The organism is Psychrobacter sp. Ps2, assembly GCF_022129405.1.
In the GTDB taxonomy this organism is placed as follows: domain Bacteria; phylum Pseudomonadota; class Gammaproteobacteria; order Pseudomonadales; family Moraxellaceae; genus Psychrobacter.
Window position 1 is genome coordinate 1 of record NZ_JADQAM010000057.1, and the last position, 14,653, is coordinate 14,653.

Sequence of the window (14,653 nt, forward strand, 5' to 3'; positions counted from 1 at the left end):
AGCAGAGTTATGAAAATACGGTCGCTCTTGCTTGTGCTTATATCTGGCTCAAATTATGAATGTTCAACACGCCCTAAATAAAATGATAGTGACTGAGTATTCATACTCTAACTTCTAATTTTCTATATAAAGTATTTTTTTAAAACCAACCTGCTAACAAGTAGCAAGTTGGTTTTAAATCGATTGTCATTAATTAGGATTATATTCTCTCAACGCCGCAATACGGTCATCAAGCGTGGGGTGTGAGCGGAATAGATTAGCAATACTAAATCCCTGCGTTTGCCCTGATGAGATTGCAAACGCTTTCATACTCTCAGGCATTTGGTCGGGGCGCTGTGCAGAAGGACGAAGCGCATCAAGCGCACTGATCATTTTTTCGCGGCTGGCCAATTTTGCGCCCATTTGATCCGCACGGAATTCACGTAAGCGTGAGAACCACATCACGATGGCAGACGCCAAAAACCCAAGCAGAATATCCATCACAATACTAGTGATAAAGTAACCGATACCTGGGCGGTCACTAGTGTTTTTAAACACAGTACGGTCAACGAAACTACCTACAATACGTGCAAAGAACATTACAAAGGCATTTACGACCCCTTGAATGAGGGCAAGGGTTACCATATCACCGTTAGCCACATGACCAATCTCATGTGCCAATACGGCCTCGACTTCATCTTGATTCATATTTTGTAGTAAGCCAGACGACACTGCTACTAGGGCTTTATTTTTATTCCAGCCAGTCGCAAAGGCATTTGGCTGCGAATTATTAAAGATACCAACCTCAGGCATACCGATATTTACGGCTCGCGCTTGTTTGGCGACTGTATCAACTAACCATTGCTCAGTCGCGTTGCGTGGAGATTCTATCACCACCGTACCAGTGGATCTTTTAGCCATCCACTTTGATATAAATAGCGATACCATCGAGCCGACCATACCGTAGATACCACACATAACAGCAAGGCTAATGTAGTTAAGACCACCTGCGCTGTGTACACCACCGATTCCAAAAAACCTCGACAATATACCGAACACAATGCTAAATACCACAATCACTGCTAAGTTGGTTAATAAAAATAATCCAATACGCATCATGATGCTAACTTCCTATTTACAATGTCGGTATGGCCTCGATAGACGGTTATCTAAGAGGTTTGTTTGTTATGATAGATTTTACTGTGATTTTGACTGTAATGTCAGCCAAAATAGTCTTTTATAAGAGGTGACAGAGATAGGGTGATTATTTTGGGGAATGCTGTACCATATCTGACTGGGTTTATTACGGTCGAGGAGTAGTGATTTTTGACAGAATTAAAGACGGTTGGGCTATTTGCGCTTACTGCATTGGCTGAGATTGCAGGATGTTATCTGCCTTATCTGTGGCTGCGAGAAGGCAAGTCAATCTGGCTACTGATACCTGGTGCGCTGAGTTTGGTCGCGTTTGTTTGGCTGCTGTCATTACATCCGACTGCTGCGGGCAGGGTCTATGCTGCATATGGTGGTGTTTATATATGCATGGCGATTTTATGGTTGTGGACGGTCAATGGTATACGACCAACCATGTGGGATATAGTGGGTTCGGTAGTTGCGCTATTAGGAATGGCGATTATTATGTTTGCGCCGCGTGGAGCTTAATAAAAACCTAAGCTTAATTAAAGACAGGGCTTAGCTAAAAGCCAATGACGAACCAAAAAAATACCAATCAAACGGTTAGGTCAGATTGGTATATTGATCTATCGATTATTAATGTTTGCCTAAGATGCTACCGTTGTCGTCTTTCTTGGCTTGTTTGGCAGCTTTCTTCTCTTTAGCAGTCAAAAGGGGCTTTTTCTTAACGTTCTTCTTACTATCTTGACCTTTGCTCATCATCGTTTCCTTTTTTACAGCACACTACTCATTACGCAAAGTTAAGCGAATTCAAGACAGTGTGAATACAGCTAACATAGCTGTTTACTTAATAGAGTATAGGCTTAAGCTTTAGTAATAGATAGCGCTCGCACAATTCGTCTACGATTCAAGTATCATTCAAATTCTTTATGTTTACGGTTAGTCCTAGTTCATCAATTGATTCGTTCAATCAATCATTGTATTAATAAGTGCTTACTTACGGATACATGGCGATTTGCTATAATGAGCCATAAACCGATTCACAAACGCGGCAAACTCTTATTTATTAACATTTAGCACCATAGTGCTTACTGTTTTGGTCAAATTATTATGCGTATTCGTAAACTGTTCAAATTTGAAAATGCTCACATCGTTCGTAATTGTAGTTCTGAGCGTTGTAAGCATTCGATTCATGGTCACAGCTATCAGATTGAGCTGATCCTTGAGGCCACTCGTTTAGACCATGGGCAAATGGTTTATGACTTTGGCCTACTAAAATCTTCTATCAAAGACATTATCGATAGCTTTGATCATGCCATTTGCTTTTGGAACAAAGATGATCCTGAGTATGTCGCAGCGTGTAAGAAATTTAGCGCACGTTGGATCAGCCTACCAGTTTCGCCATCGGCAGAGCAGTTTTCACGAGTGATATTCTTTTGGGCACAAGAAATACTACGTCAGACACAAATGCAAAATGGTGAAGCAGATGTCAGCGTGTACTCAGTGATTGCCCATGAGACGGCGACAGGGTATGCGCAGTGTTTTGCTGATGATGTTGCAAACGCTCAAATGGGTAAGCTAGTTTTAGAGGACTTTGAATTCAGTGAGCAGGTTCGTGCTGAGTGGACTGACTCTGAGCTGTATGCCAAGCTGATTCGCGGTGAAAGCTTTACCAATCCAACCGTAACCATGCAGGTACAGACAGAGCAGGTTCAGCCTAATGTGTGATGGTCAATCTATAGAAAATGGCAAATACTTAAAGACTCTGATATTAAACTCTGAGCAAGATACTCAATCATTGGCTGAGCAATTAGCGACATTACCACTGACAGGTAGCGTGTGGCTGGCAGGGGACTTGGGCGCTGGTAAAACGACATTGACGCGTTATTGGTTACAAGCGCTTGGTCATACAGGTGCGGTAAAAAGTCCAACCTATACCTTGGTTGAGCCTTATAGTATTCAGCGAAAAGATGGTTCGATCAAGCCGGTTTATCATGCAGATTTATATCGTCTCCAAGATCCAGAAGAACTGTCTTTTATTGGATTTGACGAGTATCTTGATGAGCCTGAAGCGTTAGTCATCATCGAATGGGCTAGCCGCGCGGATAGCTATTTGCCACCGCCTACGTTATTCATCGATATGACCCAAAGTGTAAGCGATGATAACGACACTGAAGCACGCCAAGTGCAGTTGAAAGTGTCAAAGGCAGGTCAAGCGCAGGGTTTGGATCTATCGCAACTTAGCATCTAAATGAATATCTAAATTACACCAATCGCTACTTTCCAAAAATATGACATCTATAAATGCCAGATAATCATCCTAATACCCGTATTAAAAAACTATCGCCGTTGCTAATCAATCAATTAGCAGCAGGTGAGGTGGTGACCCGTCCAGCAGCGGTGGTCAAGGAGTTGCTGGAAAATGCCATCGATGCTGGTGCGACCAATATTGAGGTGCGCATCACTCAAGGTGGTATGGGCCTGATTGAGGTAGTGGATAATGGGGTCGGCATTCATCCTGATGACATGGTTATGGCCATCACTCGTCATGCGACCAGTAAGGTTGCTGACGTTGCTAATTTGCATGGTATTACGACGCTAGGTTTTCGCGGTGAAGCGTTAGCGGCGATGGCTGCTGTCTCGCGTTTGACCTTAATCAGTAGTCATGATGATAGTGGCATTGGCCGTCAATTACAGGTCGCTGGCGTATTGGATGACACACCGAAACTGTTACCAGTTGTCCATAACCGTGGTACCACGATTGTCGTAAAAGATTTGTATTTTAACGTGCCTGCCCGCCGTGGCAACCTAAAATCTATTGCTACTGAATTCGGTCATATCGAAACCATTGTCCGTGAAGTCGCACTGGCGCGTGCCGATGTTGCTTTGACACTTTTTCATGACAATAAACAGCGTCTATCATTATCTGCAAGTGCTACGAGTATTAGTGGTAATAATGACAGTCGTTTGCCACTACCGCGGTTGGAACAAGCGACTGGTATGGCATTGATAGATAATGCATTAGCAATATCGATAGATTTGTCGAGTCTGGTACAGTCGTCTGTAGAGTATGATAGTAGCAATGCTAATCAAGCAGCGATTAGTGGTTGGTTATGGCCATTGCATTATGAAAAATCTGACTTACCAAAGCTGATTTATGTAAATGGCAGACTGGTAAAAGAAGCGTTAATTAGCAATCAAATACGTCAACTGGCACAAGGTGCGCAGCTAGCAGGTATGGGGTATGCACTGTATTTTGATTTGCCAACGCAATGGTTAAATATCAATGTGCATCCATCTAAACAACGTATCAAAATCAGTCCATTGAATAATATTATGGCGCACTTAGGCCATACAGTTCGTACGCAGTTGAAAACGATCGATGTAACTAAATTTGGGCTTGGAATTGAGTCTGCATCTGAATCTGTACCGAAGCCAGAAGCTGATAGCCAATACATATCTGCGGAACGGGCAAATAATGATGCTTCTTTAAGTCGTTCTTCTGAAGTGCCCATCTCAAGTAGTCAGTCTAGCAATAACCAAAGGCAGAATAATCAAGTAGAATCTACTAGACAGTCTTATCAGTCTACTGCAAACCAATCACTTTCAAGTAAGCCTTTATTGCAAGAGTCATTGCGATCTCATATCAATGAGCGATCAGACCAAAGTAACAATAGTAACAACAGTAACAACAGCACGTCACATTATTCCGCTGTAGCAGTTCCCTATGCATTTTTGCCGATTTGCTTAGATATCATTAATGATTTAGAAGCTGTTGACATGGACTTAAACACAGATGATACCAAGCTACCTTGGTTATTATTTTATCACCAAGGGCAGTGTGCACTGATAAGTGCTAAAGACTGGCAGTTTAAAGTAAGCCAGTTGTTCGAATCACTTACCTCTAGTCATCAAGTATTCAAAAAAGATAGATTGCCAAGCAGTGCTACTGAGATTAATCAGCAACTTATAACGGTCAATACGCAAATGTCTGCGCAAGATTCAATAGTTTTTGCAAATGATCTTACTGAAATAATCATGAACAATGCTATTAAAGCGATAGACAGTCACCTCTTAGTAAAGCTAATGCTATCCTGAATATCTGAAAATAATTACAACATCTTAAAGCAATTAAACCAATCGATATCTGAGTTATCCATATATTATGAAAGGCCACTTTATGCAACATTCGTCTGATAGCCTACCTCACAAGCTGGCGGATAATAGCGTGGTTTGTCTTATGGCACCAACTGCTAGCGGCAAGACATCACTGGCATACGAGCTATACGATACAGGTCGTTTTGAATTAATTTCTGTGGACTCAGCGCTGATATATCGTGACATGAACATTGGCACAGCCAAGCCAACAGCGGCTGAGTTGGCGCGTTATCCACATCATTTGGTCGATATCATCGATCCTACGCAAAGCTATAGCGTGGCTGAGTTTGTCAGTGACGTTGCCCGCCTCATTGACGAGTGTCATAGAAATGGCAAGATACCATTATTAGTAGGCGGTACCATGATGTATTACATGGCGCTACTCGATGGGTTGTCTCCTGTGCCTGATAGCGATGACAGCGTACGGGCGAGCGTAGAGCAGTGGCGTCAAGAAGAAGGTATTAGCGCTCTATATGATTATTTGGGGAGTATAGACCCTATAAGTCATGAGCGCTTGAATGCTACTGATACTCAGCGTATCACGCGAGCAATTGAAGTCTATCTACAAACACATATTCCAATAAGTGACTGGCAGCGCAAGCCAAAGCAAGCATTGGCACATAATTCGAATCAGCAATGGCATGCGCTATCGGTAATGCCAGATCGTCCATGGCTACATAATCGTATCGAACAACGTCTAGATATCATGTGGAATGAAGGGCTAGTGGCTGAAGTCATAGACTTACTAAAAAAGTATCCGCTCACGCCTAATATACCTTCGATGCGCTGTGTGGGCTACAGGCAAGTACTAGAATACTTGGTGCATATTGAGCATCCGATATTTGATGAGACTCATCTAGATAAAGCTCAATTTTATGAAGCTTTTGGAAAGCATACAGCTGTCAACGGAGAAAAAGAAATCTCAGATAATGTTGCTCAGTCAGCTACTCAACCAAATATGGCTAACCAAGAGACCGAGGCGCTTGCTTGTCAGGAAATGCAAAATAAGGCATTATATGCTACAAGACAGCTAGCAAAACGTCAGTACACATGGCTAAGAAAGGTAATGCAATTGCCTAGCGCATCATCGAATGGGACAGTAGAGTTTGAGGGCGGGGCTGATGCTAGCAGTCGTATGATATTACAAACGTTTGAAACCATGGCCGAAGCACGAGAGTACTTGTCTTAAGGTGCAATGATAGCTAACACAATTAGTTTCAAAAATTGACATAGATAGCTGTTATAATTTGGCTCAGTGCGTTGAGCCTTGTTATGATGTCTGGTTTATAGACTTTTGTAGACAGAAAGTATTAACGAAACAACTAGTTACTTAATTATTTACAATAATAACGTATTCGCGATAAAGTGGAATCACTTAAGAGCAATGAATATTTATTTAGATACGTTTTATAAAGAAAACACCTTATTGTATCTACCTTTTAGCCATTATAATTAAATTAACACTTAAAATAATTGGCACTCAAAACATAACTATATAATATTTAGGAGAGATTTCATGTCAAAAGGACAAACTTTACAAGATCCGTTCTTGAACTCGCTGCGCAAAGACCGCATTCCTGTCTCTATTTTTTTGGTAAATGGTATTAAATTACAAGGCCAAATTGAATCATTTGATCAATATGTTGTTCTCCTGAAAAACACAGTGAGCCAAATGGTATATAAGCATGCCATTTCAACAGTCGTGCCAGCACGTAACCCGCGTAGTAGTACGACGACAGGTACAAGTGCTCAGCCTCAAAGCGCAGCACCGACTGGATATCAAGGCGGTGGCTTTGAACGTGGTAGTAATCCTGCTGCTGGTGGCTTTGAAGAGCGCGGATTTGCATCGAGTCGTAGTGGATTTAATCGCGGTGGTTTTAGCCAAGGTCAAGATCGTGGTTTTGAACGCGGTAGTTTCGGTCAAGGTCAAGAGCGCGGGTTTGAGCGTGGTGGCTTCGGCCAAGATCGTGGGTTTGATGCCACGGTAGATAACACCGGCTTTGAAGATAAGCCAAACGACGGTTCTAATGATAGCAATAGCTAACGTATTGAATTAATCGAGCGTGTTGTCTGAAAAAACATTAAGACATGATTTATTCGTTTAAAACCTGCTAATAATAGTGGGTTTTTTTTGTATAGATAGCAGCAAGCTCTTTTATTCCGTATGCAGCACTATATTAGTGTAGATTTTGTAGACTATTACTAATATGAAACATAGTGTAGTAAAATAGCGTATTGATTCATTATAAAAATAGAGCGGATTCATGAGTGATACCAAAAACAACTTAACCCATGAGCAATTTATTACCACTGCTATCGAGGCCATTAATACAGAGATATCTGCGTTAGCACTGCTAACAGAGCAGATTGACGACAGATTTGCACAAGCATGTGACATCATCCTGACTTGTAAGGGTCGAGTGGTGGTCACGGGCATGGGCAAATCAGGATTAATTGGACGCAAGATAGCAGCGACTTTTGCCTCAACGGGTACGCCTGCTTTTTTTATGCATCCTGGTGAAGCAGGGCATGGCGACTTGGGAATGCTTGTGAAAGGTGATGTACTGCTTGCTATTTCAAACTCAGGTGAGTCAGATGAAATCAAGATGCTACTGCCAGTTGTCAAACATCTAAATATCCCTCTCATCAGTATCAGTCGTGATAAGCGCGGTATGTTGCCACGAGCAGCTGATATTGTATTGACGCTCGGTCAGTCGCAAGAGGCTTGTCCACTTAATCTAGCGCCTACCTCCAGTACGACGGCTACTTTAGCGCTTGGAGATGCATTGGCGGTTGCTTTAGTACATGCACGTAATTTTACTTCTGAAGATTTTGCATTATCCCATCCTGCTGGTGCCTTGGGTCGTCAGCTATTGACGCGTGTTGAAGATTTGATGCATACCAACTCAGAAGACTTACCATTGATTCATCAGCAGGCCCCATTGCAACAAGCTTTATTTACCATGTCTGCCGGACGATTAGGCATGACAGTAGTGACTGATGATAACAATAAGGTCGTCGGTGTGTTCACAGATGGTGATTTGCGCCGAGGGTTAGAAAAAGGCATCGATCTACAAACGCCAATGCATGAAGTAATGGTCAGTAATCCACGTCATATCAGTAAAACGATGCGTGCGTCAGATGCGCTAAGTGTTATGAATGAGAGTGGTATTAGCCAGTTATTGATCATTGATAATGAAGATCGTTTAGAAGCTATTATTACCGTGCATGATTTGCTACAAGCTGGGGTCAAATAAGGTTTGTGAGTTGCCGTTGAAATAGTTAAGCTATATAGAATAACGCTTCGAAAATAAATATTAAAAAGAGACAAATAATGCAGGACTTGATACAGAAAGCCGGACAAGTAAAACTATTGGTCATGGATGTCGATGGTATTTTATCCAATGGTCAAATCATCTATGATGCCAATGGTGTTGAGACCAAAGCGTTCTCAGTACATGATGGTGTGGGTGTTAAGTCTTTAGCCCGTTACGGTATTTTGACAGCCATTATTACCGGTCGTAGTAGTGCAATGGTGAATAAGCGCGCAGCAGAAATGGGCGTCAACCATGTGGTTCAAGGCCGTGATGATAAATTAATCGCATTAAACGAGCTGCTATCGTCTTTAGATCCTGCCCTGAATATCACTGCTGCCGACTGTGCCTATATGGGCGATGATTTACCGGATATCAAAGCAATGCAAACAGTAGGATTCGCGGCAACCGTACCTAACGCGCATGCTGAAGTTATCAAGCGCAGTGACATGGTAACGACTCGTGCTGGCGGTACTGGTGCAGTGCGCGAGATATGTGACCTTATTTTAAAAGGTCATGGACATTATCAAGACTTTATCGCGCATTATACGCTTGATGAGGCGCAAACTCAGGATAACCAGTCGTGAATACACGTGTCTTAATTGTATTAGCCTTAATTATTGCTGGTATCGCAGGTTGGTTTTTTCAGCAGCAAGGCGACGTAACGCCGCCAGTCAATATTGAAACAACAGATGTCGATTATGAAGCCACTGATATCAAAGCCGTGCAGACCAATGAACAAGGTGAAACCGAATACGAGCTTACCGCTGAGTCTTTGACGCATAATCCTGAGACCAATCAGGATGAAATGTCAGGCATTACCATGAATTGGGAACCATCTGCAGAGCAACGCTATCGTATTCAAGCGGGCAGTGCAGCTATTAGTCAACAGACAGGGGAGCTTAGTTTATCAGGTGGATTTACACTGGTGAGCGAAGGCAATAAGAGTACCCCTGAGATCGAACCGATAAAAGTGACTGGTAGTACGCTAAAAGGTAATACGAAATCAGGCAAAGTATACAGTGACGCGCCTGTGAAAATCGAACAAGGCATGAATCGATTTGAAGCCTCTAGTATGACTGCCAATCTTGAAACGGGTGAATATGAATTTGGCCAAGTTGCTGTTGCCTTTTCTCCATCTGAACGCCAAGACAAAGCATTGTTTTAATCAAAGTCTTTCTTATTTACTGTGTCAAAAAATAGCAGCTAGCATAAAGTTTGCAAATCCTACCACCTATTATGAAATGAGTTATTTATATGAAACTTAAATTTTTGCCTACTTTACGCGCATCATCACTCTGCTTGCACAAATTGCGCGCACTGCCAATGGTGATGTTGTTGGCGCTACCGCTATATAGTCATGCATTGCCATCAGATTCTAATCAGCAGATCAAATTGCTAGCGGATAAAGCCACTTATAGTGAGCGTACCGGCGTGACCAGTTATGCAGGTAATGTCATTATTACTCAAGGTACGTTTAAGATGACGGCCGACAATATCACGGTCAATCTATCTCAGCAGCGTAGCATTAACTCAGCGGTAGCAACTGGCCGTCCAGCGACTATGCAGCAAGTAGTCACACAAGAAAAAGGCTTGGCAAAAGGGCAGGCTAACAAGATTGACTACAACGCAGTGTCTGGGATTATTACGCTAACTGGCAATGCAAAACTGGTTCAGAATGGTGCAAGCTTCGCTGGTAATGTTATCCGTTATAGCCTAAAAGCAGGTGATGTTGAAGCGACTGCTGGCGGCAATCAGCGCGTTGAACTGGTATTCCCGCCTAACAATGGTACAAACCAAAGTGGCGTACGTTAATCCAAATAAACAGGCTATGAGTAAATAAGTCTGCCTTTAGCAATGCTTAAATTTTGTGAAAGTAAGAGTAAGTTATGAGTGATGATAAAAATCTAGACCTATCGGCATCAAACACCAATACGGCGCCTGTCGCTCGATTGACTATGCAAAATTTAGGCAAGCGCTATGGAAAGCGTTGGGTAGTCAAAGACGTTTCATTTTCTGTCGAACAGGGTCAAGTCGTCGGACTGTTGGGGCCTAACGGTGCTGGTAAAACGACAAGCTTCTATATGGTGGTGGGACTGGTCAATATGGATAAGGGCCGCGTTACGTTAGGTAAAATGGATTTATCTAAATACGCAATGCATGAGCGAGCGCGTGCGGGTATCGGCTATCTACCACAAGAAGCATCAATCTTTCGTAAATTATCTATCGAAGATAATATCTTAGCTATCCTACAGACTCGTACAGAATTAAGTAAAGCTGAACAGCAGCAAGAACTTGAAAAGTTGATTGGCGAGTTCCATTTAGAACATGTGCGCAAGTCTCAGGGTATGAGCGTGTCAGGCGGTGAGCGTCGTCGCTGTGAGATTGCGCGAGCATTGGCTGCTGATCCTAAGTTTATCTTATTGGATGAACCTTTTGCAGGGGTAGATCCTATCTCTGTTGGCGATATTAAAGATGTTATTTTGACGCTTAAAAATCGCGGTATTGGCGTTTTAATCACCGATCATAATGTTCGAGATACACTGGCTATTTGCGAAAAGGCTTATATTGTATCAGAAGGCGCTATCATTGCAGAAGGCACTTCAGCTGAAGTGTTAGAAAATGATTTAGTAAAATCTGTTTATCTAGGTAAAGACTTCCAGGTATAAGTGAGAGCATTAAATCTCTTATCTCATACTCTATTTTATATAGTGCGCTCAAAACAAAAAGGTGCCGTTAAAGTAGCGTTATGCTGTTATAGATTTTCCTTACTTCCTATGCATTTTGCTTTCCAAACGCTGCGTAAAATTTATACCAACAGTTTTGTATTTTCTGATTAACTAATAGAGCTGGCTAAAACTATTTTATATAGAGCTTATAAGCCCGTTACTACTTATCTCTATAATTAACACCATCCTCTTTCAAGTACAGCTTGCAAAACCAATGGCTGACTTATCATGACAAATATTTTTGAATCAGCGCTTATAAAGCGTGACATTATTACCTTCATTATTCTCGATTGATCCTCTGAATAAGGCTTATAAGCTATGGCAAAAAATAAAAGCAGCTATGTCTGTCAGCATTGTGGCGCGCATTTTGGTAAATGGGCCGGGCAGTGTACGGATTGCGGGGAATGGAATAGCTTGGTCGAAGCCCCAAATGTCAGCATGCCCCATCACAATAAAAGCACCGCGAAGCCCAATAACGCAAGAGCTGCTACTCGTGGTACCAGTGCACCAGTTGGTAACTACTCTGGTACTCACAGTGCTGTCATGCCGCTTAACGCAGTAAGCGTCACGCTCGACACACGCTTGCCAACCGGTATCAGTGAGTTCGATCGCGTACTCGGCGGTGGTCTGGTGGCAGGTTCTGTGGTGTTAATCGGTGGTGATCCGGGTATTGGTAAATCAACTATCTTGCTGCAAACAGCGACCAATATGGCACGGGCGGATTCACTAGCAGGTAGTGCGTTATACGTGACGGGTGAAGAGTCACTTGCACAGGTAGCCATGCGAGCCAAACGCTTAGACTTGCCTGCTGATAGACTGCGTGTACTGGCCGAAACTAACGTAGAAACTATCTGTGCTGCATTAACGCAAGAGCAGCCAGCCATCGCTATTATTGATTCTATTCAGACAATTTATACAGACGCTATTAACTCTGCACCAGGTGGTGTCAGTCAGATTAGAGAGTCTGCAGCGATTTTGACGCGCTATGCTAAGCAAACGGGAACGGCACTATTTTTAGTAGGACATGTAACCAAAGAAGGTACGCTAGCAGGTCCGCGAGTATTAGAGCATATGGTTGATACCGTACTTTATTTTGAAGGCCAGTCTGACTCGCGTTTTCGTATGATTCGTGCGGTCAAGAATCGCTTTGGTGCGGTTAATGAACTGGGCATCTTTGGTATGACTGATATGGGGCTCAAAGAAGTCGCCAATCCATCAGCGATATTTTTAAGTCGTTATGACAAACCTGTTGCTGGATCTGTAGTAATGGTCAGCCGTGAAGGTACAAGGCCGTTACTAGTAGAAGTGCAGGCCTTGGTCGATGATTCACAAGGCTCGCCTAGAAGAATGGCACTGGGTTTAGACTTCCAACGTTTATCCATGCTACTAGCAGTGATGCATCGTCACGGCGGGATACATACCAGTGGACAAGATGTCTATGTCAACGTTGTTGGTGGCGTCAAAGTTATAGAAACGGGATCTGATTTGGCCGTACTGTTGGCCTGTGCTTCAAGTATTAAAGAGAGAGCGTTACCATCTTCATTAGCAGTATTCGGCGAAGTTGGTTTATCTGGCGAAATCCGTCCAGTACCTAATGGACAAGAGCGCCTGAAGGAAGCGATGAAACATGGGTTTAAGCATGCCATCATTCCAAAGGCCAATGCACCTGCTAAGGATGCGCCTCAGTTTAAAGGTATCAACGTGATTGCTGTTGAGCGCCTGGATGACGCTATCGAAAGCGCATTTGAGTTATAAAGTACATAGGACTAATAGCACTTTGTTTTGAGTAGTTCAGTCGCTACTATGAGCCTAGAGCGATAAATATGAACCATAAAAAAAGCCTAACTAATTATTAGTTAGGCTTTTTTGCTATATGGGCTAGTAATATTATTGGTCTTTAAAACTGATACCTAAAATTAAGGTCCTGCAACGCGCTCAATAGCAACGTTGCCCACGCCTTTGCTCGTAATACCGAGTTTTTTGGCGGCACCATAAGATAAGTCTAATACACGGTTACCATGAAATGGGCCACGATCGTTAACTTTTACCACGACACTTTTGCCATTGGTCTTGTTAGTAACTTTAACATAGCAGTTCAATGGCAATGAGCGATGCGCTGCAGTTAAACCGTTCATATCGAAAGTTTCGCCACTGGCAGTTTTGCGACCATGAAACTTACGACCATACCAAGACGCGAGGCCAGTTTGCTTGAACTTACTGACAGAGTTAGAGGCAACAGCTGTTAGGCGCTCTAGTACGTCTTCGTCATTGGTAACTTGCGTCGTATCATTGGCTAACAATGAGCTGCTAAGTGCCAATGAAGTCGGCTGACGGGCTGACTTTACCAAACTTGATGCACCATCATGTTGACGGCTTAATTCACCAAGTACACGGTCAATGTGGGAGGCGTTATCTTGCGAAATCATAGCAAGTGTGGTCTTTGTTTCTACAGCATTTGCATTGGTAGCGACTGCAGAGCCAGCAAATAACATTGCTGACATTGTAAGTAAACCAGATAAACGCTTGTTCATAAATACCTCTATAACTTATACATCAAAACCTAACTCTAAATATTTTAGATTGAGCATGGCATTAATCTATTATTTTCATATTGATTAATGAGCGGCTCTTATAGATATTAATATATGGTAATTTTTCATTTCATTATCATCAGTATTCAGTACATCTAATAGATAGAGTGACTGATGATACGCTCAAATGATAGTTAGCGATAAGCATTGAATACAAAGTCCAAAATCAGGACTAAGTGACAATGTCACTATATGTCGTATTTACATGATGTGCGATCTACAAACTTCTTTAGAATGCTACGTTAATAAAGGGTTAAGAGGACATCGCGTATCGCTTTGTTATCAAACCATTAATTAAGTAGTGTATTTGAAAGTCTGGAATCTACAAGATGCTAACTATACGGCTACGCTACAACCTAAATATATTTAAATGCAAAGTTTATTAGTAGCTATGTACGGGTTATGTATCAGAGTACAGTAAAACGAGGTTAACGCAATTTTTTGTAAAAAACAAGGAATAAAATCTTTCTAGACTTATGGGTGGTTAACTCATATTGCAAATTATGCCTATTTACTATTAAAAATAAGAGGCGTTAAAACGAACAATTATTTCGGATTTGTAACTATTATTATCTATACGAACATACATTATATAAAGACCATTAAAGTAAAAAGCCATAGCGCTAAGAATAAAACTCTTCTTCGCGCTATGGCTCATTGTCTTTTATCAAATCATTAGGGCGTGTTGAACATTGGCGACAAATTAATGGCAAAAAAAATAGCGAACGGTTAATCTTTAAGCTCTCACACA

Annotated in this window: 15 protein-coding genes; 12 read left to right on the forward strand and 3 right to left on the reverse strand. The window is 42.1% G+C overall.

Annotated elements, in window-relative coordinates; genetic code table 11:
* Window positions 1-189 precede the first annotated feature (189 nt).
* Window positions 190-1,098 (reverse strand): protease HtpX, encoded by a 909-nt coding sequence (htpX, locus tag I3254_RS09300; protein ID WP_238052670.1) that lies wholly within the window; start codon window positions 1,096-1,098, stop codon window positions 190-192.
* Between the two features lie 207 nt (window positions 1,099-1,305).
* Here htpX and I3254_RS09305 point away from each other — a divergent pair, with 207 nt between their 5' ends.
* Window positions 1,306-1,638 carry a YnfA family protein gene (locus I3254_RS09305; RefSeq protein ID WP_057760460.1) on the forward strand — a complete coding sequence of 111 codons (333 nt, stop codon included), beginning with the start codon at window positions 1,306-1,308 and terminating at the stop codon, window positions 1,636-1,638.
* A gap of 108 nt (window positions 1,639-1,746) precedes the next feature.
* Here the strand turns inward: I3254_RS09305 and I3254_RS14325 are convergent, their stop codons facing one another.
* A complete protein-coding gene (locus tag I3254_RS14325; protein WP_021815223.1) occupies window positions 1,747-1,869 on the reverse strand; it encodes a hypothetical protein in 123 nt (40 codons plus the stop codon).
* Between the two features lie 351 nt (window positions 1,870-2,220).
* Between I3254_RS14325 and I3254_RS09310 the strand changes: the two genes are divergently transcribed.
* The 11 genes from I3254_RS09310 to radA all read left to right on the forward strand — a co-directional run bounded on the left by I3254_RS09310 (window position 2,221) and on the right by radA (window position 13,066).
* Window positions 2,221-2,838, forward strand: a complete 618-nt coding sequence (locus I3254_RS09310; protein WP_160022666.1) for a 6-carboxytetrahydropterin synthase — start codon at window positions 2,221-2,223, stop codon at window positions 2,836-2,838.
* Complete coding sequence (gene tsaE, locus I3254_RS09315) at window positions 2,831-3,361, forward strand: tRNA (adenosine(37)-N6)-threonylcarbamoyltransferase complex ATPase subunit type 1 TsaE (protein ID WP_238052671.1); 531 nt, start codon at window positions 2,831-2,833, stop codon at window positions 3,359-3,361. The genes I3254_RS09310 and tsaE overlap by 8 nt, the downstream gene beginning before the upstream one ends.
* Window positions 3,362-3,414: 53 nt before the next feature.
* Window positions 3,415-5,208: a DNA mismatch repair endonuclease MutL gene (gene mutL, locus I3254_RS09320; protein WP_238052672.1), complete on the forward strand. Its 1,794-nt coding sequence runs from the start codon at window positions 3,415-3,417 to the stop codon at window positions 5,206-5,208.
* 82 nt (window positions 5,209-5,290) lie between these two features.
* Window positions 5,291-6,457 carry a tRNA (adenosine(37)-N6)-dimethylallyltransferase MiaA gene (gene miaA / locus I3254_RS09325; protein ID WP_238052673.1) on the forward strand — a complete coding sequence of 389 codons (1,167 nt, stop codon included), beginning with the start codon at window positions 5,291-5,293 and terminating at the stop codon, window positions 6,455-6,457.
* Between the two features lie 327 nt (window positions 6,458-6,784).
* Window positions 6,785-7,312: an RNA chaperone Hfq gene (gene hfq / locus I3254_RS09330; RefSeq protein WP_101205039.1), complete on the forward strand. Its 528-nt coding sequence runs from the start codon at window positions 6,785-6,787 to the stop codon at window positions 7,310-7,312.
* Window positions 7,313-7,532: 220 nt separating this feature from the next.
* A complete protein-coding gene (locus I3254_RS09335; protein WP_101205038.1) occupies window positions 7,533-8,525 on the forward strand; it encodes a KpsF/GutQ family sugar-phosphate isomerase in 993 nt (330 codons plus the stop codon).
* A gap of 77 nt (window positions 8,526-8,602) precedes the next feature.
* Window positions 8,603-9,169 (forward strand): HAD hydrolase family protein, encoded by a 567-nt coding sequence (locus I3254_RS09340; RefSeq protein ID WP_102091770.1) that lies wholly within the window; start codon window positions 8,603-8,605, stop codon window positions 9,167-9,169.
* Complete coding sequence (lptC, locus tag I3254_RS09345; RefSeq protein WP_102094540.1) at window positions 9,166-9,750, forward strand: LPS export ABC transporter periplasmic protein LptC; 585 nt, start codon at window positions 9,166-9,168, stop codon at window positions 9,748-9,750. The genes I3254_RS09340 and lptC overlap by 4 nt, the downstream gene beginning before the upstream one ends.
* A 158-nt stretch (window positions 9,751-9,908) precedes the next feature.
* Window positions 9,909-10,397, forward strand: coding sequence for a lipopolysaccharide transport periplasmic protein LptA (gene lptA / locus I3254_RS09350; RefSeq protein ID WP_179799007.1), 489 nt, complete (start codon window positions 9,909-9,911; stop codon window positions 10,395-10,397).
* A gap of 74 nt (window positions 10,398-10,471) precedes the next feature.
* Window positions 10,472-11,251 (forward strand): LPS export ABC transporter ATP-binding protein, encoded by a 780-nt coding sequence (lptB, locus tag I3254_RS09355; RefSeq protein ID WP_101205036.1) that lies wholly within the window; start codon window positions 10,472-10,474, stop codon window positions 11,249-11,251.
* A gap of 378 nt (window positions 11,252-11,629) precedes the next feature.
* Entirely contained in the window at window positions 11,630-13,066 is a 1,437-nt protein-coding gene (gene radA / locus I3254_RS09360; RefSeq protein ID WP_238052674.1) for a DNA repair protein RadA, read from the forward strand.
* Window positions 13,067-13,227: 161 nt separating this feature from the next.
* On the opposite strand, the gene I3254_RS09365 is transcribed toward radA, so the two are convergent.
* On the reverse strand, window positions 13,228-13,842 hold the full coding sequence (locus I3254_RS09365) for a septal ring lytic transglycosylase RlpA family protein (RefSeq protein WP_238052675.1): 615 nt from the start codon (window positions 13,840-13,842) through the stop codon (window positions 13,228-13,230).
* Window positions 13,843-14,653 lie beyond the last annotated feature (811 nt).